The organism is Micavibrio aeruginosavorus EPB (assembly GCF_000348745.1).
Classification (GTDB): Bacteria; Pseudomonadota; Alphaproteobacteria; order Micavibrionales; family Micavibrionaceae; genus Micavibrio; species Micavibrio aeruginosavorus_A.
The window spans coordinates 1,888,330-1,911,118 of sequence record NC_020812.1 but is presented as its reverse complement, the minus strand read 5'-3'; the positions used below and the strand labels follow the sequence as shown (position 1 = coordinate 1,911,118).

The 22,789-nt window shown below is 55.8% G+C and carries 20 protein-coding genes; 7 read left to right on the top strand and 13 right to left on the bottom strand.

What is annotated here, in order from left to right:
- Positions 1-164: 164 nt before the first annotated feature.
- The 4 genes from A11S_RS09000 to A11S_RS08985 form a co-directional block, all read right to left on the bottom strand.
- Positions 165-1,178, bottom strand: a complete 1,014-nt coding sequence (locus A11S_RS09000) for an ROK family protein (RefSeq protein WP_015468205.1) — start codon at positions 1,176-1,178, stop codon at positions 165-167.
- Between the two features lie 14 nt (positions 1,179-1,192).
- A complete protein-coding gene (locus A11S_RS08995) occupies positions 1,193-1,855 on the bottom strand; it encodes an HAD family hydrolase (protein WP_015468204.1) in 663 nt (220 codons plus the stop codon).
- Positions 1,856-1,977: 122 nt separating this feature from the next.
- Positions 1,978-3,135, bottom strand: a complete 1,158-nt coding sequence (gene rnd / locus A11S_RS08990) for a ribonuclease D (RefSeq protein ID WP_015468203.1) — start codon at positions 3,133-3,135, stop codon at positions 1,978-1,980.
- Between the two features lie 89 nt (positions 3,136-3,224).
- Positions 3,225-3,800: a hypothetical protein gene (locus tag A11S_RS08985; RefSeq protein WP_015468202.1), complete on the bottom strand. Its 576-nt coding sequence runs from the start codon at positions 3,798-3,800 to the stop codon at positions 3,225-3,227.
- Between the two features lie 186 nt (positions 3,801-3,986).
- Between A11S_RS08985 and aspS the strand changes: the two genes are divergently transcribed.
- Complete coding sequence (aspS, locus tag A11S_RS08980; RefSeq protein ID WP_041803128.1) at positions 3,987-5,798, top strand: aspartate--tRNA ligase; 1,812 nt, start codon at positions 3,987-3,989, stop codon at positions 5,796-5,798.
- 82 nt (positions 5,799-5,880) lie between these two features.
- Here the strand turns inward: aspS and A11S_RS08975 are convergent, their stop codons facing one another.
- The 3 genes from A11S_RS08975 to A11S_RS08965 all read right to left on the bottom strand — a co-directional run bounded on the left by A11S_RS08975 (position 5,881) and on the right by A11S_RS08965 (position 8,599).
- The gene (locus tag A11S_RS08975; RefSeq protein WP_015468200.1) at positions 5,881-6,387 is read right to left on the bottom strand and encodes an Hsp20/alpha crystallin family protein; all 507 of its coding nucleotides are present in this window, start codon (positions 6,385-6,387) and stop codon (positions 5,881-5,883) included.
- A gap of 224 nt (positions 6,388-6,611) precedes the next feature.
- A complete protein-coding gene (locus tag A11S_RS08970; RefSeq protein ID WP_015468199.1) occupies positions 6,612-7,433 on the bottom strand; it encodes a hypothetical protein in 822 nt (273 codons plus the stop codon).
- A gap of 311 nt (positions 7,434-7,744) precedes the next feature.
- Positions 7,745-8,599: a GGDEF domain-containing protein gene (locus A11S_RS08965; protein WP_015468197.1), complete on the bottom strand. Its 855-nt coding sequence runs from the start codon at positions 8,597-8,599 to the stop codon at positions 7,745-7,747.
- A 294-nt stretch (positions 8,600-8,893) separates the two neighbouring features.
- Between A11S_RS08965 and A11S_RS08960 the strand changes: the two genes are divergently transcribed.
- The 3 genes from A11S_RS08960 to A11S_RS08950 all read left to right on the top strand — a co-directional run bounded on the left by A11S_RS08960 (position 8,894) and on the right by A11S_RS08950 (position 11,872).
- Positions 8,894-9,889: a cell envelope integrity EipB family protein gene (locus tag A11S_RS08960; RefSeq protein WP_041802644.1), complete on the top strand. Its 996-nt coding sequence runs from the start codon at positions 8,894-8,896 to the stop codon at positions 9,887-9,889.
- A 162-nt stretch (positions 9,890-10,051) separates the two neighbouring features.
- The gene (locus tag A11S_RS08955; RefSeq protein ID WP_015468195.1) at positions 10,052-10,420 is read left to right on the top strand and encodes a response regulator; all 369 of its coding nucleotides are present in this window, start codon (positions 10,052-10,054) and stop codon (positions 10,418-10,420) included.
- A 24-nt stretch (positions 10,421-10,444) separates the two neighbouring features.
- Positions 10,445-11,872, top strand: coding sequence for a PleD family two-component system response regulator (locus tag A11S_RS08950; RefSeq protein ID WP_015468194.1), 1,428 nt, complete (start codon positions 10,445-10,447; stop codon positions 11,870-11,872).
- 70 nt (positions 11,873-11,942) lie between these two features.
- Here A11S_RS08950 and rpmG read toward each other — a convergent pair whose 3' ends face one another.
- The 4 genes from rpmG to A11S_RS08930 form a co-directional block, all read right to left on the bottom strand.
- Complete coding sequence (gene rpmG / locus A11S_RS08945; protein WP_015468193.1) at positions 11,943-12,152, bottom strand: 50S ribosomal protein L33; 210 nt, start codon at positions 12,150-12,152, stop codon at positions 11,943-11,945.
- A gap of 193 nt (positions 12,153-12,345) precedes the next feature.
- A complete protein-coding gene (locus tag A11S_RS08940; protein WP_015468192.1) occupies positions 12,346-14,088 on the bottom strand; it encodes an RNB domain-containing ribonuclease in 1,743 nt (580 codons plus the stop codon).
- A 65-nt stretch (positions 14,089-14,153) separates the two neighbouring features.
- A complete protein-coding gene (rnr, locus tag A11S_RS08935; protein WP_041803126.1) occupies positions 14,154-16,499 on the bottom strand; it encodes a ribonuclease R in 2,346 nt (781 codons plus the stop codon).
- Positions 16,500-16,622: 123 nt separating this feature from the next.
- The gene (locus A11S_RS08930) at positions 16,623-16,871 is read right to left on the bottom strand and encodes a hypothetical protein (RefSeq protein ID WP_015468190.1); all 249 of its coding nucleotides are present in this window, start codon (positions 16,869-16,871) and stop codon (positions 16,623-16,625) included.
- A 145-nt stretch (positions 16,872-17,016) separates the two neighbouring features.
- Between A11S_RS08930 and A11S_RS08925 the strand changes: the two genes are divergently transcribed.
- Positions 17,017-17,673, top strand: coding sequence for a helix-turn-helix domain-containing protein (locus tag A11S_RS08925; protein WP_015468189.1), 657 nt, complete (start codon positions 17,017-17,019; stop codon positions 17,671-17,673).
- A gap of 66 nt (positions 17,674-17,739) precedes the next feature.
- Positions 17,740-18,726, top strand: coding sequence for a hypothetical protein (locus A11S_RS08920; protein ID WP_015468188.1), 987 nt, complete (start codon positions 17,740-17,742; stop codon positions 18,724-18,726).
- 33 nt (positions 18,727-18,759) lie between these two features.
- Here A11S_RS08920 and topA read toward each other — a convergent pair whose 3' ends face one another.
- Positions 18,760-21,414 (bottom strand): type I DNA topoisomerase, encoded by a 2,655-nt coding sequence (gene topA, locus A11S_RS08915; protein WP_015468187.1) that lies wholly within the window; start codon positions 21,412-21,414, stop codon positions 18,760-18,762.
- Between the two features lie 195 nt (positions 21,415-21,609).
- Here topA and A11S_RS08910 point away from each other — a divergent pair, with 195 nt between their 5' ends.
- Positions 21,610-21,921, top strand: a complete 312-nt coding sequence (locus tag A11S_RS08910) for a hypothetical protein (RefSeq protein ID WP_015468186.1) — start codon at positions 21,610-21,612, stop codon at positions 21,919-21,921.
- On the opposite strand, the gene A11S_RS08905 is transcribed toward A11S_RS08910, so the two are convergent.
- Positions 21,922-22,788, bottom strand: coding sequence for a radical SAM protein (locus A11S_RS08905; protein WP_015468185.1), 867 nt, complete (start codon positions 22,786-22,788; stop codon positions 21,922-21,924). It lies immediately after the preceding gene.
- Position 22,789 lies beyond the last annotated feature (1 nt).

Sequence of the window (22,789 nt, the reverse complement as noted above, 5' to 3'; positions counted from 1 at the left end):
AAGGTTAAGGATCAATAGTTTTCACGATAAAGTCTTCTCGTCATCCCGGAAAACGCGCCAGCGTTTATCCGGGATTTTTGCCATTGAGGGCTCCACGGCACAAACCCCGGATAAGGGCGTTGCCCTTTCCGGGGTGACGATGTTTTGGTTTTCGTTCATATGAATTACGCGGCCTCATCACGCGACCACAACCATGCCGCACCGCGCACGCCCGATGAATCGCCGTGACGGGCCGGGGCGAGGGCTGTATTGACCTGATCCGAAAAGATATAGCGACCCCAGATTTTGGGCAGCAGATCGTACAACGCATCGACATTGCTCATCCCGCCGCCAAGGACGACGATATCGGGGTCCAGAATATTGATCACCCCGGCCAGCCCGCGCGCGACGCGATCGGCATAACGGTGCAGGGCGGCGGTGGCCTTGGGTTCGTTTGCTTTCGATGCGGCGATAATGTCGTGGGTGGACAGGGCGTCGCCTGTAACGCGGTGATAATCGTTTTTAAATCCGGTCCCGGAAATCCATGTCTCCAAACACCCGCGCCGCCCGCAATAACAAAGCGGGCCGGGATATTCGGACAGTTTTACATCATCGGTGAAGTAACCGTGCAATGTATCGGTGACGCCCGGTGCGGATTCGAACGCGCCGAACAATGATTGCGCATCAGGGTTATGAACGGTTGGATAGGGCAACGGGTTGTGCCCCCATTCGCCGCCGATGCCGTTAATGCCGGGAACGGCGCGCCCATCCACCGCAATGCCCGCGCCACATCCGGTGCCAATGATCACGGCGAAGACAACGGATTTTCCCGCGCCCGCGCCGTCGGTGGCTTCGGATACGGCCAGACAATTGGCGTCGTTTTCGGTGCGGATCGGGCGGCCCAACGCATCGGACAAATCCTTGTCCAGTGGTTTGCCGATCAGCCATGTGCTGTTGGCGTTTTTCACCAGACCCGTATCGCGCGACACGGTACCCGGAATGCCCACGCCGACGGTGCCGGTCTGGCCCAATGTTGATTCCGCCTGTTCGACCAGACCGCGAATGGTGGTGATGGTGGATTCGTATGATCCCTTTTGCGTGGGCACGCGCTGGCGATAGAGTTCTTTGCCGTTGTTTTTGTCCAGGCAAATAATTTCCGTCTTGGTCCCGCCAAGGTCGATGCCGATACGCATGGTCATGCCGTCCGTGTGTTTTAAGGAATCAGTTTTTTGCAGATCGCCCGCAATTGCTGTGCATTATACGCGTGATAATGCGCGTTCGGCGCGGCAAAAGCCGGGTCATCCACAATTTGAATGACGGTGCATCCGGCGGCGACCCCGGCGGTGACGCCGGTTTTGCTGTCTTCGAAAACGATACATTCGGACGGTGACACGCCCAGACGTTCCGCGCCCATCAAATACGGGTCGGGGGCCGGTTTAATCGGGCGGCCCGCGGCCTTCACATCATCGGCGGTCAGGACGAACTGCATATACGGCAGGCATCCGGTCGCGGTGATGTTGGACATGGCAATATCGGTCGGGGAATTGGTGACGGCCGCAATCGGCATTTTGTTGCGGATAATGTGGTTGAAATTATCGACCATGCCATCGCGGGCCACAACTTCGAACGCGCGTTGCAGGTAGCCCTTTTTGACTTCCATGACGAAATCATCGGCGGCGATGTTGAATTGTTTGAATTGCTGGGCCAGCCAGCCATGAATGAAATGGTCGTTGGTGCCGGCCAGGATCAGCCAATCCTGCGGCTCGATCTTCCCGCCATGAGCGGCGGCCACATCTTCCAGCACACCGCGGTTGCGTTTTTCGCAATCGGCTGTGGTGCCATCAATATCAACCAAAACGGCCTGAAACTGTCCCATTATTTTCACCCTGCATTCTTTATGTTTTTAGGATGCGGGACTGTACTCCAAACAGCGGGAGGCGGGCAAAACTATTGCTTGTTGCGTTGCGAAAAATGAAGGGGGCTGGCGTTTGGGTGGCGTTAGCCCACGGGAATCCGGCGAATGCCCTGCCGCCCGTCAACGCCCAGGGCGATCTTGCCGTGTTTCAGGGCGAGGGCCTCGCGCCCAAACACTTCAAACCGCCAGCCCTTCATCGGGGCGACATCGGCGTCGTCATCGCGGGCGATGGCTTCCAATTCGTCCGGATCGGCAATCAATCGTGCCGCCACTTCGTTTTCGGCGGCGACGATGCGCAGGAGAAGCTTCATCATCTCCACCACAGGGACCATCGACATGGGCAGCGGCTTTTTCTTCTCAATCACCGGGACCAGTTCCTTAGGCAGAGCCAGCCCTGCTTCAACCGCATCCAAAATCGCCTTGCCTAATTTGCCGCGTGCGACATCTTCGCCGATATTGCGGATATGTTTCAATTCATCCGGCGTGCGCGGTGCATGCACGGCCAGATCGGCCAGCGTTTCATCGCGCAGGATGCGGCCCCGCGGAACGTTGCGGCGTTGGGCTTCGCGTTCGCGCCATGCGGATACTTCTTTCAATACGGCCAAGGCTTTTGGTTTTTCGGTGCGCAGTTTAATGCGCTTCCACGCCGTATCCGGTGGGTTGGTATAGGTGGCCGGGTCGGTCAGGATGTTCATTTCCTCGTTGACCCAACTGGTGCGATCGCGCTTTTTCAAATCGTGATCCAGCTTGCGATATACATCGCGCAACCATGTCACGTCATCCAGCGCGTATTTCAATTGCTTGTCCGACAACGGGCGGCGGGACCAGTCCGTGAACTGCGCGCCCTTGTCCAGTTTTTGGTGACAGATTTCCTGCACCAAATTCAAATACCCAATCTGGTCCCCGAAGCCGCACACCATGGCTGCGACCTGGGTGTCGAACACCGGGGTGGGGATGGACCCCATCATATTGAAGAAAATTTCCAAATCCTGCCGCGCGGCGTGGAACACTTTCAACACGGCGCGGTTCATCATCAATTCATAAAGCGGTGTCAGGTCGATGCCCTCGGCCAGCGGGTCGATGGCATAGGGTTGCCCATCGGGTGACGCCACCTGAATCAGGCACAAAACCGGGAAGTATGTTTTATCGCGCAGAAATTCCGTATCGACCGTGATGAATGGGTGGTGCGCCAGATCGTGGCACAGCGTTTTCAATTCATCGGTGGCGGAAATAATGGTCATGTGTTTTATGGTAATAATGTGAAGGGCCGGACCATATTGGCAGATGCCCGCCTGATGGTCCAGAGCCAACCCGTTGATTGATGGGGCCGTTATTCCGGGGTTGGACCCTTCTTGTCCTGATTCCGGGGGCGCAGGGTGTAAATATTCCCGTCCTGGCTATACAGGCTGGTGCGGTCGAGCGCGGCCTGATCCATCGGGGCGGGGACATAGGGGGTGTCGGCTCCGGCAACAACCGGGCCGATATCCGATGTCCGTTTCCGTGACGCGGCCAGAATGTCCTCAATCAGGGTCCAGCCCATATTGACGCATGTGGTGACCTGTTCCCGGGCAATGACATGCACCAGCGCCCCATGCTTTTGCAGGGCAGCGTGGCGGAACGCCCCGGAACAATGGCTGTTTTGAAAGATGAAGCCCGACAGCTCCATGCTGATTTTCGAAGATTGGCCATAGGTTTGCAGGGCGGCCTGTTTGTCCTGTGTGGTCGACGGGTTGGCGGCGCGGAAGGCGCGCGTGAGGTCGATAATCTGGTCGATGTCATCCACGATGCGTTGGTGGACTTGCTGGGCATTGTCCTGATCCCCGGCGAACGGGGCGCAATCGGCCCGGATGACGCCCAGGCGCTCTTCCTGAATGTCCAGAAGCTGCTTAAAATTATCACTCAACATAACGCGATCCCTGATCTTTTATTGTAATTGATTATGAATAATTGTGCTTTTAGCCAAGGGGATAGGGTTTGTCACGCTTTTTCTGCCTCTTTCGGGGGTGGAAACCCCATTGTTTCTTGAATTTTCGGGGGCTTAGGGCTATTGTCCGCCCCTGTATTTCTTCACTTTTGACGGGGTTTTATGACCATGCACGCCTATCGCACCCACAAATGCGGCCAACTGACGAAAAAGGATGAGGGCCAGACGGTGAAACTGTCCGGCTGGATCCATCGCAAACGCGACCATGGTGGCGTGCTGTTCATTGATCTGCGCGATACGACGGGCCTGACCCAATGCGTGGTGGACCAGGACAGCCCGCAATTGCAGGAAATCGAAAAATGGCGTCCTGAATCCGTCATCACGATCGAGGGCCGGGTGAAGGCCCGCCACCCGGGCACCGAAAACGCCAAAATGACCACGGGTGATATCGAAGTGTATATCGACAACGCCATCCTGCAATCCGCCGCCGATGTTCTGCCGTTGCAGGTCGCGGACGAAGATAACGCGGGCGAAGATATCCGTTTGAAGTACCGGTTCCTCGATCTGCGCCGCGAAGGCATGCACAGCCGCATCCGCCTGCGTAACAACGTGATCGCATCCATGCGTCGCCGCATGTGGGATCAGGGGTTCCAGGAATTTAACACACCGATCCTGACTGCATCCAGCCCGGAAGGGGCGCGTGACTATCTGGTGCCGTCCCGTCTGCACCCGGGCAAATTCTACGCCCTGCCGCAGGCCCCGCAGCAATTCAAGCAATTGCTGATGGTGTCCGGCTTTGATCGTTACTTCCAAATCGCACCGTGCTTCCGTGACGAAGATGGCCGCGCCGACCGCCTGGCCGAGTTTTATCAGCTCGACGTTGAAATGGCATTCGTGACCCAGGAAGAAATTTTCGCCACCATGACGCCGGTGATTGATGGCGTGTTCAAGGATTTCGCGAACTGGACCGGAACCGACCATCGCGTTGAATGGTTGCCGAACCTGACCTATGCCGATGCCATGTCGAAATATGGTTCGGACAAGCCGGACCTGCGCAACCCGCTGATCATCGTTGATGTGACCGAAGTGTTCGCACGCGAAGACGTGACGTTCAACGCGTTCAAGGGTGTTCTGGCCAAAGGTGGCGTGGTGAAAGCCATTCGCGCCCCGGGCGTTGCCGGACAGCCGCGTAGCTTCTTTGACAAGTTGAACGACTGGGCCCGTGGCGAAGGTGCCGCAGGTCTGGGCTATATCCAGATTGAAGGTGGCGAGGGCAAAGGTCCGATCGCGAAATTCGTTCCGGCTGAGGCTTTGGCCGTGTTGAAAAACATTGCGGGCCTGCAGGATGGCGATGCGATTTTCTTTGCGTGCGATCTGCCGGAAAAGGCCGCGAAATTTGCCGGCAAGGCGCGTGACCGTATCTGTGATGATATGGGTGTGCGCGAGAAGGGCGTTTACAAATTCTGCTGGGTCGTCGATTTCCCGATGTACGAAATGGACGAAAAATCCGGCACGGTTGATTTCTCGCACAACCCGTTCTCGATGCCGCAAGGTGGAATGGACTCGCTGGAAACCAAAAACCCGCTGGATATTCTGGCGAACCAGTATGATTGCGTGTGCAACGGTTTTGAATTGGCATCCGGCGGTATCCGGAACCACAAGGCCGAGATCATGGAAAAGGCCTTCGCCATTGCCGGATACGGCAAAGACGTGCTGGAGAAGAAATTCGGCGGTATGCTGAACGCCTTCCGTTACGGCGCGCCGCCGCACGGTGGTTGTGCCTTCGGGATCGACCGGATTGTGATGTTGCTGGCCAACGAACCGAACCTGCGCGAAGTGTATGCCTTCGTCATGAACGGTGCGTATGAAGACCAGATGATGCAAGCGCCGTCCGATCCGACCCCGGAACAATTGCGCGACCTGCATTTGAAGGTCGTGATGCCGGTGAAGGTTGAAACGGCGGAAAAGAAAACCGCTTAATCATCCCATCATTACAAAAAATTGACCCCCGGTGTGGATTCACGCACCGGGGGTATTCATTTGTCGTTTTTGCAACGGTGCTTTACTGCACGTCCTTGATGGCGATTTTTTTCGTTTCCGGGCGCGCGGCTTTGTTGCGTCCGATGCTGACGGTCAACACGCCATCTTTCATCGTGGCTTCGACCGCATTTTCATCGGCATCGTCGGGCAGTTGCAGAAGGCGTTTGAAACTGCCGTAACGGCGTTCAATCCTGTGGAAGGTCTTGCCTTCCGTTTCCGATTCAATCGCCTTCTGTCCGGACAGGGTTAACAATCCGTCTTCCAGCGTGATGTCCACATCCTTGCGGTCGACGCCGGGCAGGTCGGCGGCAATGATATAGGCAGCGTCGGTTTCGCTGATGTCGATATTCAGGCCCAGCGTCCCACCCGTCATGGCGGATGTGGGCGATACCGTGCGGTCAAAACCATCGCTGAAAAAACTGTCGAATAATTTGTCAACTTCGCGGCTGAATTCTTCCCATCCGCGCAGGCCCGGATGATCGGATGTCAGCGTCTTACGTTGAAATGGTACAAGATTTGAGAACGCCATTGTGGGCCTCCTACGTGTGTTTTTTCCATTACTTGTTTACGCAGGCTGGAACGGGTCGCCACTTTCAACGGACCCCCACACGCTTTACGCGACACGGCTGGCCTGCACACCACCCGATAAGAGTCATCTAGGCACTTGGTGTGAAACGTCAAGCTGTCCCATGGATATGACTGTACGGGATCAATCTTACAGAAAAATTACAGGGGTTCAGGATATGGCGGATGTTACGGGCGGGGGCGTGGATATTTCTTTGCCCGGTCATATTCCGCGTGGCGCAGGTCCTGTTCCGCGGCCAGGGCGGCGTTGAATTCTGCATTTAAATCATGGGTTTTCGTATATTGCGAAAACGTGCCGCGCAAATTGAGATTGTTGCGCATAAAGCTAAATTTTTCGAATAAATCTTCCATGTGTGCGGTCGGGGCTGGCAGCTGGGCCAGTTTCTTATCCTGCACCGGGTCCTGCCAGTAATTGTAATCTTTGGCATTCATCTGTAACAGCCACGGTTCAAAATCTTCGCTGCTGAATGCGGCGTTGATGTAATCGGTGACCATATCCAGATTTTCACGCAGATTATTCCAGGCATCCAGCCGTTGTCCCCCCCGCTCCGGCAGGATGGCAAACAGGCGGTCAATTGCGGGATAGAACAGTTGCATGCCACGTCTCATCTGCTGATGCAGGGTGAGCAGGGTCACGGTGTGGGCCAGCGGCTGGTTGTCGCTGCACAACGCATAATCGGCAGGCAGCAACCCGCAATAATCCGGTGATAACAAATCGGCCCCGTAGCGGATCAGGTTTTTGGCTGCCCGGTCAATCGTTCCGGCATGCATGTCACTTTTGGGGTCCAGGTGAATCAGATACCGCAAGGCCGTGCCGCCCAGCGGGTCAATCGGGTGGTCCGCGGGCAGGCCTTGTTGCATCAATCCGCACATGGCGATGTGGTCTTGGGTCTTGAGGGCCTTGTTCCATGCCGCACAGACCATGTCTTCGTCCATCAGGGGAAGCAAGGTGGTGTTGAAAGAGCTTGTCAGCGACAAACGGTCAGACATCGGGTTTTCTGCTCCTGCTCCTGCTTTTGGGCCGGGGTCTCAGGCGCCCCGTTTTTCATATTTTTGTTTTAGGGGCGGGCGCGCAGAAAAGCAAGATTTTCCGAAAAAGTTAACGTTTGGATGGATCAAAATCCCCAAAAGAAGAGCCCGGCTTGCATGGGGGACGCAAGCCGGGCTGGGGGGATCGCCTGTTGCCCTTGGGGTTTGGGGTTGGGTCAGGGGGCAACACGGGGTGGCGACTGGAAAAACCATGGAATGGCGGGCGGGGTTAAGCCCCAGGGGTTAAGCCCTGTGCATTCCTTCTTTTCCCCCTATCGGTTGGCCGGGTCCGGCACGGATGTGCTGTGGACCGGGGTTGAAAGGGAACGGCTGCGCGCGGCCTTGGTCTGGTACATGCGCGCATCGGCATCACGGATGATCATGTCAATCTGGTCCCCGGCACCGAAATTTTTCAAACCGACACTGGCGCGGATCGGGATCAGATCGCCATACCAGGCCAGCGACAGATTGTTCAATCGTGCGGCAATGGTTTGGGCGCGGGCGGTGGCGTCATCACGTGTCGTGTTGGACAGCAACAGGATAAATTCATCCCCACCCATGCGGGCGGCGGTATCCATGGCGCGAATTTCGTTTTGCAAGGTGCGTCCAACCAGGCGCAGGCACGCATCACCCGCCAGATGGCCATGCGTATCGTTTGTTGTTTTGAAATTGTCCAGATCAATCATGACCAGCAAACCCCCGTGGGACTTGCCGCGATTGCACAGATCCAACTCACGCTCAAACGCTTCAAAGAAGCCGCGGCGATTTTTCAAACCGGTCAGGTCGTCGGCGGTGGCCAGGTCCTCGAGCATGAAAATGCGTTCCTGTTGGGCACGGATTTTGGATTCGGCCTGATCGATGATGCTGTTGGCATGGCGGAGCAGGGCGACGGTCGCGCTCATCTTTCTCCACCATCCTTCGCGCTCCATATTGTGGTTATGGACCAGATTTTTGATGGCCTTGTGTTGTTGGTCGGCGTGGTCCGGATCTTGGTGTCCGGCTGCTGTGGGCCGCGCCCGTGTTACACTGTCGCGATAGATGCGGTTGACCACGTTGGTCGAGATTTGATTGGTGCCGCTATTGGCGGTCAAATCCTGTTGTGTCGGATATGTGATGTCGGTTGTCATTTCTACGCATTCCCTTCCGTCGAATACACCCCTTATTACGAACCGGCGTCCCATTGTGTGGGTTGTGTGCCCGTTCGGTTTTAATATTGCGAAAGCTGTGCCAGTTTTTTGTGATAAAAAATCCAATTTTTTCAATTGATTATGGTTTTTGATGGGGGAGCGATTGTGCCGGAGGGGCGCGTTTTTCCCGGTCGATTATGGGCACTAGGCGTTTTTTGCCCGGTTGGTCCCCGTGCGCTTTTTCGGGTATGATGCCGCGGTGATCGTTTTCATGAAGGGCGTATAGATAAGCCGATGATGCGGATTTGGACACTTATTTTGTTGGGCAGCGTGGCCGTTGCGGGGCTGGCGGCGTATGGCGCCGTGACCTTCCTGCGCGATGTGCCGGGCGCACATGTGTCGCTGGATGATCCGGTGATGGGCGGTTCTGCCCGTAATGAAAAACCATCAAAACCCGCCAAGGCCCGCAAAAATCTGGCGCAGGTTTATAAGGATGAAGTGGCCGCCATCGTGCCACACAAAGCGATTTATAATATTGAGATGGTCGAGCGCCGCAGCGGATCACAAGTCCTGAACATCAGCGGTCAGATGTATTTCGAATTGAAAAAAACCTGCGACGCGTGGATTAGCGATCATCGCTTTAACATGCTCTATGAATATGCCGATACGCCGCCCATGCGCATTACCAGCGATTTTGCGACCTATGAGCAATTGGACGGGGATACGTTTGATTTCACATCCCGCCGCCGCCGCGATGGTACGGTGTTCCAGGAATTGCGTGGCCGTGCCACCGTTGATTCCAAGGGCGGAAAGGCCGTGTTCAGCAAGCCCGGTGGTCTGGATTATCGTTTGTCGCCCGATATATTGTTTCCTATGGGACATACGTTGGCCACGCTAAAGGCCGCACGGGATGGCAAGACATTCCTGACTCTGCCCATGTTTGATGGCAGTGATGAAGAAGGGCCGGTGGATGTCAGCGTCTTTATCGGCAAAAAAATAAACGCCATGGATGAACGCAGTTTCGGCACGGCGGTGGACCCAACGTTGGTCAATACACCTGCATGGCGGATGCATTTGGCGTTTTTCCCGCAATCCAACCCGGAACCGCAGTCGGATTACGAAATGGACGCGGTGTTCCATGACAATGGCATGATCAGCCATATGTATGTCACGTATGATGAGTTTTCTGTGACGCAAAGTCTGGTGGCCTTGGAAAAACTGCCTGTAGACGATTGCGGGCAGGGTGGTGTTGCAAATGGCAACGGCGGGCGCGGCCGGTCTGTGAAATAAGTCCGTGAAATAATAAAGGCCGGCAATATGGTAAGTGCGCCATTTTCTTAACGGTTTGGCAATAACTTGGGCCCTATCTTTGGGCAGGGGAATCCTTCCAAAGACACCATCCGGGCGATTCGTCCATTCACGGTAAGCCTTTCTGAAAAGATCCGAGCGCGCATGACAAAAAAAGTCCTGATTGTTGAAGACAACGAACTGAACATGAAGCTGTTCCGCGATTTGCTGGAAGCCCATGGCATTGCCACGGTCGACACCAAAAACGGGAACGAGGTTCTGGATCTGGCGCGTCGTGAAAAACCCGATTTGATTTTAATGGATATTCAGTTGCCGGAAGTGTCGGGGCTGGATGTCACACGCTGGTTAAAGGCGGATGCGGAATTGAAAGTGATTCCCGTGATCGCCGTAACGGCCTTCGCCATGAAGGGCGATGAACAGAAAATTCGTGAAGGCGGGTGCGAAGATTACATTTCGAAACCGATTTCCGTGATGCACTTTATTGAAACGATCCAGAAGTATCTGGCCCAATAAGCTTGATTGAGTGTGAATTGAACCATGTCTGCACGCGTTCTTGTCGTTGATGATATTCTGCCAAACGTCAAGCTTCTGGAAGCCAAGCTGTCCAGTGAGTATTACGACGTCTTGACCGCAACCAGCGGGGAAGAGGCATTGAACCGCGTGGCGCAGGACAGCCCGGATATCGTTCTGTTGGATGTCATGATGCCCGGCATGGACGGGTTCGAAGTGTGCAAACGCATCAAGGCCAATCCGGCATCAGCCCATATTCCCGTCGTCATGGTCACCGCGTTGACCGATGCCGCCGAACGCATCCGCGGGTTGGAGGCGGGGGCCGATGATTTCTTGTCCAAACCCGTCAACGATGTTGCCCTGATGGCCCGTGTGCGGTCGCTGGTGCGATTGAAGATGACGGTGGATGAGTGGCGCGTGCGTGAAAACACCGCGACGCAATTGGGTGTGACCGACGACAATAAAACGGTCATGGATGAATCGTTCGAAAACGCCCGCATCCTGTTGGTTGAAGACCAGAATTTCGAAACCGATAAAATCACCAAAACGTTTCAGGTGGATCAGGATCATATCGTGTCCGTCACCGGTGGCATGGCCGCGATTGAAGAAACGTCGAAATCCGATCTCGACCTGTTGATCGTCAGCTTGAATTTGAAATCCGAAGACGGCTTGCGTCTGTGTTCGCATTTGCGGTCCAATGAACGGACGCGCGCCATCCCAATTTTGATGGTGGCCACGGACGAGGATATGCAGCGTATTGCCCACGGGCTGGAAATCGGTGCGCATGATTACATTTTGCGTCCGATCGACCGGAATGAATTGCTGGCCCGTGCCCGTACGCAAATTCGCCGGAAACGGTTCCAGGATCGTCTGCGCGCCAATTACGAGATCAGCCTGTCGATGGCGCTGACCGACTCCCTGACTGGCCTGTATAACCGCCGCTATCTTGAGGTCCATTTGCAGAAATTGCTGCAGAAGAACGAACAGTCGAAGAAGACGCTCTGCGTTCTGATGATGGATATTGATAAATTTAAAGGCGTGAATGACACCTATGGCCACGGCGTGGGGGATGAGGTTTTGAAGACCTTCGCCTATCGCGTGAAGGATTCATTGCGGTCCTTCGACCTTGTCGCCCGGATGGGTGGCGAAGAATTTGTGGTGATCCTGCCGGATGTGACGGATGACATGGCCCAGTTTGTGGCCGAACGTCTGCGCCGCTCCATCGGGGACAAGCCGTTTAATGTGAACATTCCTGCCGGCGCTCTGACCGTGACGACATCCATCGGCGGGGCAATTATCCGCTCTGGTGATCACACAGTGCAAAGCGTGCTGGAGCGGGCGGATAAATGCCTGTACGCGGCCAAGAATGGCGGGCGCAATGTGACGATCTTTGAAGATATCGGTCCCCTGGACCCGGACAAGTTCCGCCAGGAAGCGCGGCAGATGATGGAATAAATAAAAAGGGCACCAAACGGTGCCCTTTTTGAATCCATAAGATTCGATCCAAAAATTACTTCTTGGACTCTTATTTCTTTGAGGGGGGCATTTTCTTCTGTTCGAACAGAACGTGTGCGCCCTTTTTACCGGTTTCCGGGTGAATGGCCCACGGATCGAACTTTTTCAGCTCGAGCTTCTTGCCTTGCGCTTTCGCGTTTTGTTTCGTGTAGTAACGGAAGCCCGTACCTGCGGAGCTTTCCATGCGCACTTTAACGGCGTTGCCTTTTTTACTGGCCATTTTCTCGGTCCTTCAAGAACACTTACAATTTGAAATCAGGTCGTCATATTGCGGATTTCGACCGGAAAGTCAACAAATGAAATGGAAAATATCGGGTGAATTCGGGGGCAAAACCCATAAAAAATCCGGGAAAGTCCCGGATTTCTTAAGGTTTTAAGGTTTTTGGCCGTTTGGCGGCCCCCTGTTAACTGTTTCAGGGCTCCCGTTTCCGGCCTTTCTGGGCCATCGACTGGAGTGTACCCCCCTTGGGGTAGGTGTACCCGTCCATGGCAATGGAGAAGGTCCCGGTCAGCGGGTTACAGGACAAAATGCGCACCGGCACATTGTCGTTGATCCCGATCACGGTGCCCATATCGTCCACCAATTGGCGTTTCTTCATATTGATGCGGAAATCATCCGCCGGGACAAAGGATTTGTCGACGGTCAGTTTCAGCGGCGTGTTTTCAAACGCCAGAACCAGCGCGCCATCCTTTTTAATGTCTTTCAGCTTCGCCTGATGCACCGGACCTGTTTTATGCAGGAAGGCCAGGGCGTAGCGGTCGGTGGCGATGCGGTACACGGCGTCGGCCTGGTTATCCAGTGCGTTGATCGCCGCGGCCTGATTGAACATGGATTTCAGATCAACGTCCTTGGCCATGCCGCCTTCGCCCAGATTGAAGGCGGAGATCAAAGCGCGGTGCACCTGCAAATCCGGGTAACGGCGGATTGGCGAGGTGAAGTGACAATATGTTTTCAACGCCAGACCAAAGTGGCCCGTTTCGTTGATCGCATATTCCCCACGGTTGATCAGCTTCATCGCGGCGGATCGGATTTTATCGTGTTTATCGGCATAGGCCGGATCGTCCAGCATCTTGTTGATGTCGGCCAATGTCCAGTCTTCGCCGTGACGTTTGGTAATGCCCGCGGCGGACAGCAGGGCCCTGGCCTTGGTCACTTGATCTTCGGCGGGTTCTTCGTGGACGCGGGTCATGACCGGGTATTGGCCGTGGGCCAGCAAATCACGCGCCACGACACAGTTGGCCAGGCACATCAATTCTTCGATCAGCTCGCGTGATCCTTCGCGGTTGTCGTCCTTGGCGAAACCATTGACGAAACCATCCGCGCCAATCGTGCTGGACATCTTGCCAAAGCTGAATTTCAGCTTGCCACGGATCATCGCGTTCTGGTTCAGGATTTCATAGACATCATGCAGCGGCGGGACCAGCGTGTGGGCCACGGCCGGAATGCTGTTCAGATCACCCGCCAAAAATTCATCCACACCCTCATACGTCAGGCGGGCGCGGGAGCGGATGATGGCGCGGCTGTAGGAACTGTCCAGCACATCGCCGTCCTTGTTCACGCGGATATGGGCGACCAGCGCATAGCGGTCAACATCCGGTTTCAGCGAGCAGGCCTGTTCAGACAACTCATTCGGCAACATATGCACGGCACGATCCGGCGGATAGACGGAAAAGCCACGGGACAATGCCTGATCATCCAGCGCACTGCCCGGGCGGACATACCAGGCCACGTCGGCAATTGCGACATTGACCAGATACCCGCCAACATTATCGGCGGCGGTGTCGGGTTCGGCATGAACGGCATCATCGAAATCACGGGATGTAATGCCGTCAATCGTGACGAATGGAATGTGGGTCAGGTCTTTGCGTACGGCAGACGCGTCAACGGTTTTGACAACATTGGTGGCCTCGGCCACAGCCGCGGCGTCATGTTGTTCCTTGATTTTAAAGCTGCCCAAAACCGCGGTGGTGATGGTGGATGCCTTGAATGCATCGGGGTCGGTTGGGGTTTGGTCGTTGGTTGCGGCAATGCTGACCTTGATCGATTGTGCGGTCGGGGAAATATTCCGGCCCCGTGGTGCGGTGCCATTGCCGTTATTGTTTTTGCGTCCGTTGTTCTGCGCGTGGTTATTATTGGTTTGTTTTTTCTTCGCCACGATGGATACGCTCCCTGTTCTAACTGGGTTTAGAGTGGTGCGAAGGGGAGCGGTCGTTCAATACGCTAACGGCGCTTTTTCCCTCCACGTTTTGGCCCGCCTGGCTTTTTGCCGGGCTGACCATCCGAAGCACCCCGAAATCCGCCGCCTTGCCCCCTGTGAGAGCTTGGCTTGCCGGACCCCTTGCGCGGGCCGCCTCTATGGAATGGTTTCTTCTTAGAGGGTTTTCCAGAATTATGCAAAGTTTTCTTGAAGGTTAGCCCCGGAATATCGGCCCCTTCGGTGCCAATAACCGCGAAAACTGTCCCTCCGGTCAGGGGGTCGGCTTCTTTCAGCTGCACCGCAATAGAGGCCCCCAGGCGGTAAATCCGGCCTGAACGCTGCCCGATCAAAGCGTGCTGGTCCTCGACATGGTCGTAAAAATCGTTGGGCAGGGTGCGGATGGGCACAATGCCGTCCGCGCCGCTTTCATCCAGCGTGACGAACAGGCCAAAGCGGGTCACGCCGCTGATCCGGCCCGAAAACTGCGCTCCGATCTGGGTGGACAGGAAGGTGGCGGCGAAACGGTCCACCGCGTTGCGTTCGGCTTCCGCCGATGTGCGCTCGGTCTGGGAAATATGATCGGCGATTTCTTCCATCTGCACGACTTCTTCATCGCTCAACCCGCCGGGGCCAAGGTTCCACGCGCGGATCAAACTGCGATGCACGACCAGATCGGCGTAACGGCGGATGGGCGATGTGAAGTGGGCGTATTTTTCCAGCGCCAGGCCAAAGTGCCCGATATTGTCCGGATGGTAAATCGCCTGCGCCTGCGACCGCAGGATCATCTGGTGGACCAGATGGCCGTAGGGCAGTTTATCCGCCTGGCGCAAAATGCCGTTCAATTGCGCCGGTCGGATCACCTGACCGCGCGGCAGGGACAGGCCGAAACTGTCGATAAAATCTGCGGCGGCGTCAATTTTTTCCGCGCTGGGGCGATCGTGAATGCGGTACATGCACGGGGCCTTGCGGGCCTCCAGCGCCATGGCCGCGGCCACGTTGGCCAGAATCATAAATTCTTCGATCAGTTTGTGGGAATCGTACCGCGCCCGCACGGCCACGCCCGTCATCTCATTCTTATCGTTCAAAACGATTTTACGTTCGGGAATATCCAGATCCAGCGCGCCACGTTCATTGCGCGATTTTTGCAGGATTTCATACACCTCATACAGCGGGTTGATGACGTCATCCATCAACGGGCCGGTCGTGGCATCGGGCGTGCCGTCACGCGCGGCCTGCACCTGTTCGTAAATCAGGCGGGCCTTGGACCGCATCAACCCGCGCACGAATTTGTATTTCTGCAGGTTGCCGGATTCGTCAATCCACATATGCACGGCCATACAAGCGCGATCTTCGTTCGGGCGCAGGGAGCAGAGGTCGTTGGACAAGGCTTCCGGCAGCATCGGCACGACGCGGTCGGGGAAATAGGTGGAGTTGCCACGGCGATAGGCTTCGCGGTCCAGATTGCTGTCCGGGCGGACATAGAAGGCCACGTCGGCAATGGCGACGATCAAATGGTATCCGCCATTTTCGGTATCTTTTTCGGCAAAGACCGCGTCATCGAAATCGCGGGCGTCAATGCCGTCGATGGTGACCAATGGCCAGCGACGCAAATCATCGCGCTTGTCCAATGTCGGCACGGTCATCTTTTCCGTTTCGCGCAAAACCGCGTCGGGGAACGTTTCGCGCAAACCGGCCTCGTTCAGGGCCAGCAGGCTGATCGCTTTCGGGTCGTTGCGTGATCCGATAATTTCTTTCACGCGCACCTTGCCGTTGCGCACGCCACGGCTGGGTTGAATTTCGGCGACGACCAGATCGTTTTCATCCGCGCCGTTCAAATCTTTCTGCGCGATGTCGAAATCGTATTTGGCCTTTTTGTTTGCGGGGCGCAGGATAAAACCACTTTTCGTGCGGACGACCAGGCCCATGACGCGGCCGCGTTCGGTGTCCAGCTGGCGGATCACGCGGGCTTCGTACATGTTCGGCGCAACGCGGCTCAGCTTGGCCAGCGCGCGGTCACCGGGGGCGAGGGCCGGGTGACCCTTGTTCGCGTCGGGGGTGATTTCAATGCGGGGGGCGGGGCCTTGATATTCCTCGCTCCAATCCACCGGGCGGGCCAGCGTGTCGCCATCCAGATCAATGTCGGTGACTTCGATAATCGCCACGGCGGGCAGGGCTTCGGGAATGCCATAGGTCTGGCCCGGTTGTTTGATGATGATGCCATCATCTTCCAGCGCGCGCAGAGCGCGTTTTAAATCGACGCGGGCTTCTTCTCCCTTGATGTCCAGGGCTTCGGCAATTTGGCGCTTGGTCAGCGGCTCTGGGCTGGCGTTCAGGAGGTCGGTAATAGCGGAAGGATCAAATTTTTTCATATACAAATCCATAGCACGAAAGCGCCCTTTTGTACGGGGAAACGTGTGGGCCAGACAAAACCGGCCACCGCTTTTTTACGGTGGCCGGCTTGCTTGTGTGTGCGTGTGTGGTGTGTGTTGTTTTTATGTGTACGCAGAAAACTCGATGATGTTCGTCAGTGTTCCGTCCGCGGTGTCAGGCATCAGCATTTGAAACCCGGTTTCCAGCTCCTCCCCAAGTAGGCTGGCGATGCGATGGATGTGGCTGATGGCCTTTTCATCCAGCGCGGCGTCATTTTGGCCGCAGAGGAACAGAATCGCGTGAATATGATTTACATAATTCTTGCAGCGATCCAGCGCCAGCTGACCACACATCAGTGTGTTGGCATCCATGGTCTTCCCCCCTTCAAGGTGTTCCATTGATCAGTGTGTCAAAATTCAACGATATTTGAACATTATTCCGAAAATCATACGATTGCAACAAAAATCGGTACAAAGTTCAATTTCTTTTGAATTTAGTTCGTGATAGACTGATTCTATGATTACGAAAGAGCAATGTCGGGCCGGGCGCGGCCTTCTGGGGTGGACACAACAGGACCTGGCCGATGCGGCGGGGATGTCCAAAACGGCTATCAACAATTTCGAACGGGGCACGAATGATGTCCGGGCGGAATCGCTGGAATCAATCCGTTTGGCGTTTGAACGGTCCGATATCGAATTTGTGGGTGATTATGGTGTGCAACGCCGCCGTGACACAGTCAAGGTCCTGAAGGGGGCTGATGCACTGCCTTTATTGTGGGATGACATTTTTGAAACGATGAAGGCGGCCGGGGGCGAGGTTCTGATTACCAACCTGGATGAACGCCGGTCCCACGAATCACATCCTGACAAGCTTCTGGCGCATTTGTCCCGGATGAAGGCTCATAACATCACCGAACGCCTGCTGGCGTGTGAGGGTGATGCCTATTTCGTGCAACCGGCTGAATATTACCGCTGGCTGCCGCGCGATGTGTTCCGCGCGGGGATGAGCTCGTTCATCTATGGCGACAAGGTGGCCCTGCAATTGTGGCAGGAAGCGATGATTATCGTCGTGAATAGCCGGTCCGCCCATGACGCGGAAAAGCAGCGGTTCGAATATCTGTGGACCAACGCCATCATCCCTCCGTACGAATCCTCCCAAAAAGATGCAGGCTAGTTGCTTTCGCAACCAAAGATTGTATAATCCGGGATATAGGTGCGGGGCACGGGAACGGTTTTCATTGTGCTAAGCGGTTTTTCGTATGAAAAATTTGATGACCTGATCCACCGGTCCAGCGCGGTCCGGGACGACACCTATCTGAATGCTCCCATTTATTATGTTTTGACCGGGCGGCGCGGTGCGTGGCTGCACGAAGGGTATGGTGCGGCCATGGTCGTGTGCCGTGATCCGCATAACCCGGCGGGCCTGCTGGCCTTTCCCGAAATCGGGCAGGAAGCACGCGGGCGTCTGGCGGCCTCGGTTCTCTGCGGGTTGGACCCACCACCCGGCGGGGTGCGCCTGGCCCGGTTTACGGACCAGGATCTCGCCCAGTTGGAAAAAGCGCTCCGGGCCCGGCGGGATGACCGCGTGGCCCGGATCGAACGCATTGATGAAACGGTGATGGATTGGCGGTATCCGGTCCATGTGCTGGATACGGCGCGCGTGGCGGAGATGAAGGGCACGGCCTTCATGAAAATCCGCAACAAATGCCGCAAGGTGGAAGATGAAATTTCAACGCTGCCCTTGTCCGATCCGCGCGCGTTAAAAGCCATGCGTGCCGCTCAAAAATATTGGGAAGGGTCCATGGTCCTGCGTGATCTGGACGATATGGATTTATCGACCTATTACACGATGCTGTTTTCCGTGATTCAAAAATGGCCGCATCTGTTTGGCGGGCTGGTGTTTTTGCGTGGTGAATTTCCGGTGGGGTTTACCGTGTATGATCGCCCTTATATGGGGACGTCGAACTTATTGGCGAACCTCAGTGATGCGATGATTTCCGGGCTGGCGGATTTTCAGGTGGTGGAAACATGCCGTGCCATGGCGGCGGACCATATCGCATGGATGAATTTCGGTGGGTCGGAAACGGAAACGTTGGATAAATTCAAACGCAAATTCATGCCCGTCAAATCCATCACCATCCATTCGGCGGAGGTGCATTACGAACCCCGCTTTGATGTGAATGTGAGAACGACGGCGATTTTGGCGGATCAGATGGCGGCGTGTTAAAAAAGAAAGCCCCGACTGGATCGGGGCTTTTTCTTATTCTTTTGCGGCGGGTTTCTTTGTCGCTGTTTTCTTTGCAGCAGGCTTTTTCGCGGCTGGCTTTTTTGCCGCAGGTTTCTTGGCGGCTGCCTTTTTGGCCGGGGCCTTTTTCTTCGCCGCTGTTTTCTTCGGTGCGGCTTCGCCATCTTCGGCTTTGGCTTTTTTCTTGCCCCATCCGCCGCGACGGCCACCGCCATTGGCGGCGCGTTCGGCCTTGGCCGCGATCAGATCGACGGCGCGGTTGATACCGATGGTCAGGACGTCATCGCCCTTCGGGATTGATGTGTATGATCCTTGATGGACCAAGAACGGGCCAAAGCGGCCAATGCCGGCTTTGATCATTTCCTTGGTTTCCGGGTGTAGGCCAACCTCGCGCGGCAGTTCCAGCAATTTCAGGGCGGCAGCCAGATCAATGTCTTCCAGCTTCAGGCCCTTGGGAACGCCCTGGCGCTTTGGTTTCTCGGCGGTTTCTTTTTTCTTCTTGGCTTTGCCCTTGCCCTTTTTCGCGGTGCCGTCTTCGACTTCCGGTGCCTTTTCTTCGACGGCGGGGGCGGGCGGGGCTTCTGGCGGGTCAATCTGCACGTACGGGCCGTATGGACCGCGGCGCAAAGACACGGCGCGGCCCGTGACCGGATCATTGCCCAGAATTTTCGGGGCGTTGGCCAGTTGGGCGGCCAGGCCGCTTTCACCGCCAGCGTCGCCACCTTCGGCGTTTTCATCCGCAGATGGAACGACCAGCGGACGGGTGTAGCGGCAATCCGGGTAGTTGGAGCAACCGATAAACGCGCCAAATTTTCCGAGCTTCAGGGACAGGCGCCCTTCGTTACACGCCGGGCAGACCCGTGGGTCCTTGCCATGTTCAACCACCGGGAAGAAGTGGGGGCCAAGCTCGGCATCCAGATTGTCGATGACTTCGGTGATGGTCAGGTTTTTGGTGTCACCGACGGCCTTGCTGAAATCCTTCCAGAACTGGGCCAGCGCATCTTTCCAATGGGCCTGGCCCGCGGCAATCGCATCCAGCTCTTCTTCCAGTGTCGCGGTGAAATCATAATCGACATACCGCGTGAAGAATTTGGACAGGAAGGTGGTGACCAGACGGCCGCGATCTTCCGGAATAAAGCGTTTTTTATCCAGCCGCACATAATCGCGGTCCTGCAACACCTGCAGGATCGAAGCGTAGGTGGACGGGCGGCCGATCCCTAACTCTTCCATTTTCTTCACCAGCGAGGCTTCCGAATAACGCGGGGGCGGCTGGGTGAAGTGCTGGTCTTGGGCGACGTCGATCAACTTGGTTGCATCGCCTTTGTCCAGAACGGGCAGGCGGCGGTTTTCTTCATCGGTTTCGTCGTCATCCTGACCTTCCTGATACAGGGTCAGGAAACCGTCGAACGCAACGGTGGACCCGGTGGCGCGCAGGACGACGTCGGTGGTGCCATCGGAAATATCCGCGCCCACTTGGTCCATCACAGCGTTTTCCATCTGGGACGCCATGGTGCGTTTCCAGATCAATTCATACAGGCGTGCCATTTGGTCATCGACATACATCCGGACTTCGTCCGGTGTGCGCGACAAATCGGTGGGGCGAATGGCTTCGTGGGCTTCCTGTGCGTTCTTGGCCTTGGATTTATACAGGCGCGGCGCATCGGGCAGGTATTTGGGGCCGTAATTGGATTTAATCACATCACGGCATTGCGTCACCGCATCTTCGGACAAGGTCGTGCCGTCGGTACGCATATAGGTGATCAAACCGACGGTTTCGCCGCCAATCTCCGTCCCCTCGTACAAACGCTGGGCGAGGCGCATGGTCTGCGATGCACCAAAGCCGAGCTTGCGGGATGCTTCCTGTTGCAGGGTTGATGTAATGAACGGGGCCGGCGGGAAACGGCGGACCTGTTTCTTTTCAACATTCTGAACGATCAGATTTTTGCCGCGAATACGGTTGGCGGCGGCGGTGGCCTGGGCTTCGGACCCGATATCCAGCTTGTCCAGCTTGTTGCCGGACAGATGGGTCAGGCGCGCAGTGAACGGGGCGCCGTCGCGGTTGTGCAGGCGCGCCTCAATCGTCCAATATTCATCGGCACGGAATTTTTCAATTTCAGATTCGCGTTCGCAAATCAGACGCAGGGCAACCGATTGCACACGGCCCGCCGAACGGGAACCGGGCAATTTGCGCCACAGAACCGGGGACAGGTTAAAGCCGACCAGATAATCCAGTGCACGGCGGGCGAGGTAGGCCTCGACCAGCGGGGCGTCCAGATCGCGGGCGTGTTTGAACGCTTCCTGAACGGCCTTCTTGGTGATTTCGTTAAAGGTAACGCGGAAGACCTGTTTGCCTTCCAGCAGTTTTTCATCGTTCAGCAGTTCTTGCACGTGCCATGAAATGGCTTCCCCTTCGCGATCAGGGTCAGTTGCGAGATAGAGGGCTTTGGCCTTTTTCACCGCGCGGCGAATATCGTTGACCGGCTTGGCGGCGCGGTCCCCCAGTTCCCAGAGCATGGCGAACCCGTTCTCCGGATCCACCGACCCATCTTTGGGCGGCAGGTCGCGGACATGGCCATAAGAGGCCAAAACCTCATAATCCGGGCCAAGATATTTGTTAATGGTCTTGGCCTTGGACGGGGATTCAACGATGACGAGATTGGATGCGCTCAAGTGAAAATCCTGCCTCTATATATAAAGTGTCTTTCAGGAAATGACACGGGATGGAGCGTTCGTCAACAGGGTGGTTTTTATGGAAAATGTTAATGGGGTTGATTTTGTTGACATAACTTTTAGTCCGGCGTTAGGGTGGGGCACCAGAACAGATTTCGTATTCGCCCGGCTGGAACGGGAAAAGGAACCATGGTCATGAAGCAATCAAAAGTAACGCTGGGGCAAACGGCTCTATTCTATGCGACGATGCTCGCTATCATCTGGGGGGCTCATCTGTGGAACGAAGACAAACGGGAACAGGATGCCCGCGACAACGCCAACCCGGATGTGATCGTTGATAAATATTGCGAGCGTCTGACCCGTGATGCCAGCGCCTTTCACACGCAATTCACCCACCGTGCAACAGGCGAGGCCAAGGGCGCTTTGTTCGAATTGACCAAAGATGATTGTTTGAAAATTATGGCGGAGAAGAAGGCCGCGGCGTCATCTGCACCGGCACCGAAATAATTAGATCAGTTTCAGGCGTAAATCTGCGCGATCATTAAAACGAACACCATGGTCCGTCCCCTCAATCAGGGCGGACCATTTTTCTTGGATATCATTATCCATGATGTGGCCGAGAAAAACCGTGCTGTCGCAATCCTTGGATGGGTTGGTGGCGTACACAGTGCCGTTGTCATTCATAAAGAAATAGGCGGATTTGCGCGTGCTGCGCGCGCCCGGTTCGATGGGCAGGGACGGGTATTCGCGCCGCAGCGTATCCATCGCAGTGTTAAAACGCCCGGGGGCCAGTTCAAAATCAATCCGGTTCATATCCCCACGTTCGGCGGGGATGAATTCATAAATGCTCCAGCGTGCCAGCGGATTGATCGCGCGTGTGGTGAAGGGCGAGAGCGTTTCCGCCAGCACCGGCAACGCGTGCAGGTTTTTGGCGCAGGCCACGGTGTTGATCTTTAATCGAATGCCTGCATCCAACACGTGGGGTATGACATCCAGAATATGCGCGAAGTGTTTTTTATTCCCCCGCATTATTGTGTGGGTGTCGGAATCGCCTTCCAGCGGCAGGCTCATAAAACTGACATAGCGTTGCAGCAGGGGCAGGGTGTCCGCATTCAAAAGCAATCCGTTCGTATCCATCTGGATTTTAATGCCATGGGATGCGGTGTGGGCGAATACGGTGTCCAGATCACGATCCAGCAACGGGTCACCACCACCAAAGGTGATTAATTCCGTCCCCATTGCGGCCACGCGGTCGATGGCGGCCAGCCGGTCGGCCAGCGCCGTGCGCACCCCGTTGAACGGGATGTAGCAAAAGGCGCACGGCATATTGCACCGCGCGGCATAGTTAAAAATCACCCGGGTTGGTGTCAGCATG

Bases quoted from the DNA above. Each gene is read 5' to 3' on its own strand.
- A11S_RS09000 (WP_015468205.1), bottom strand. From the start codon at position 1,178: ATGACCATGCGTATCGGCATCGACCTTGGCGGGACCAAGACGGAAATT.
- A11S_RS08995 (WP_015468204.1), bottom strand. From the start codon at position 1,855: ATGGGACAGTTTCAGGCCGTTTTGGTTGATATTGATGGCACCACAGCC.
- rnd (WP_015468203.1), bottom strand. From the start codon at position 3,135: ATGACCATTATTTCCGCCACCGATGAATTGAAAACGCTGTGCCACGAT.
- A11S_RS08985 (WP_015468202.1), bottom strand. From the start codon at position 3,800: ATGTTGAGTGATAATTTTAAGCAGCTTCTGGACATTCAGGAAGAGCGC.
- aspS (WP_041803128.1), top strand. From the start codon at position 3,987: ATGCACGCCTATCGCACCCACAAATGCGGCCAACTGACGAAAAAGGAT.
- A11S_RS08975 (WP_015468200.1), bottom strand. From the start codon at position 6,387: ATGGCGTTCTCAAATCTTGTACCATTTCAACGTAAGACGCTGACATCC.
- A11S_RS08970 (WP_015468199.1), bottom strand. From the start codon at position 7,433: ATGTCTGACCGTTTGTCGCTGACAAGCTCTTTCAACACCACCTTGCTT.
- A11S_RS08965 (WP_015468197.1), bottom strand. From the start codon at position 8,599: ATGACAACCGACATCACATATCCGACACAACAGGATTTGACCGCCAAT.
- A11S_RS08960 (WP_041802644.1), top strand. From the start codon at position 8,894: ATGATGCGGATTTGGACACTTATTTTGTTGGGCAGCGTGGCCGTTGCG.
- A11S_RS08955 (WP_015468195.1), top strand. From the start codon at position 10,052: ATGACAAAAAAAGTCCTGATTGTTGAAGACAACGAACTGAACATGAAG.
- A11S_RS08950 (WP_015468194.1), top strand. From the start codon at position 10,445: ATGTCTGCACGCGTTCTTGTCGTTGATGATATTCTGCCAAACGTCAAG.
- rpmG (WP_015468193.1), bottom strand. From the start codon at position 12,152: ATGGCCAGTAAAAAAGGCAACGCCGTTAAAGTGCGCATGGAAAGCTCC.
- rnr (WP_041803126.1), bottom strand. From the start codon at position 16,499: ATGAAAAAATTTGATCCTTCCGCTATTACCGACCTCCTGAACGCCAGC.
- A11S_RS08930 (WP_015468190.1), bottom strand. From the start codon at position 16,871: ATGGATGCCAACACACTGATGTGTGGTCAGCTGGCGCTGGATCGCTGC.
- A11S_RS08925 (WP_015468189.1), top strand. From the start codon at position 17,017: ATGATTACGAAAGAGCAATGTCGGGCCGGGCGCGGCCTTCTGGGGTGG.
- A11S_RS08910 (WP_015468186.1), top strand. From the start codon at position 21,610: ATGAAGCAATCAAAAGTAACGCTGGGGCAAACGGCTCTATTCTATGCG.
- A11S_RS08905 (WP_015468185.1), bottom strand. From the start codon at position 22,788: ATGCTGACACCAACCCGGGTGATTTTTAACTATGCCGCGCGGTGCAAT.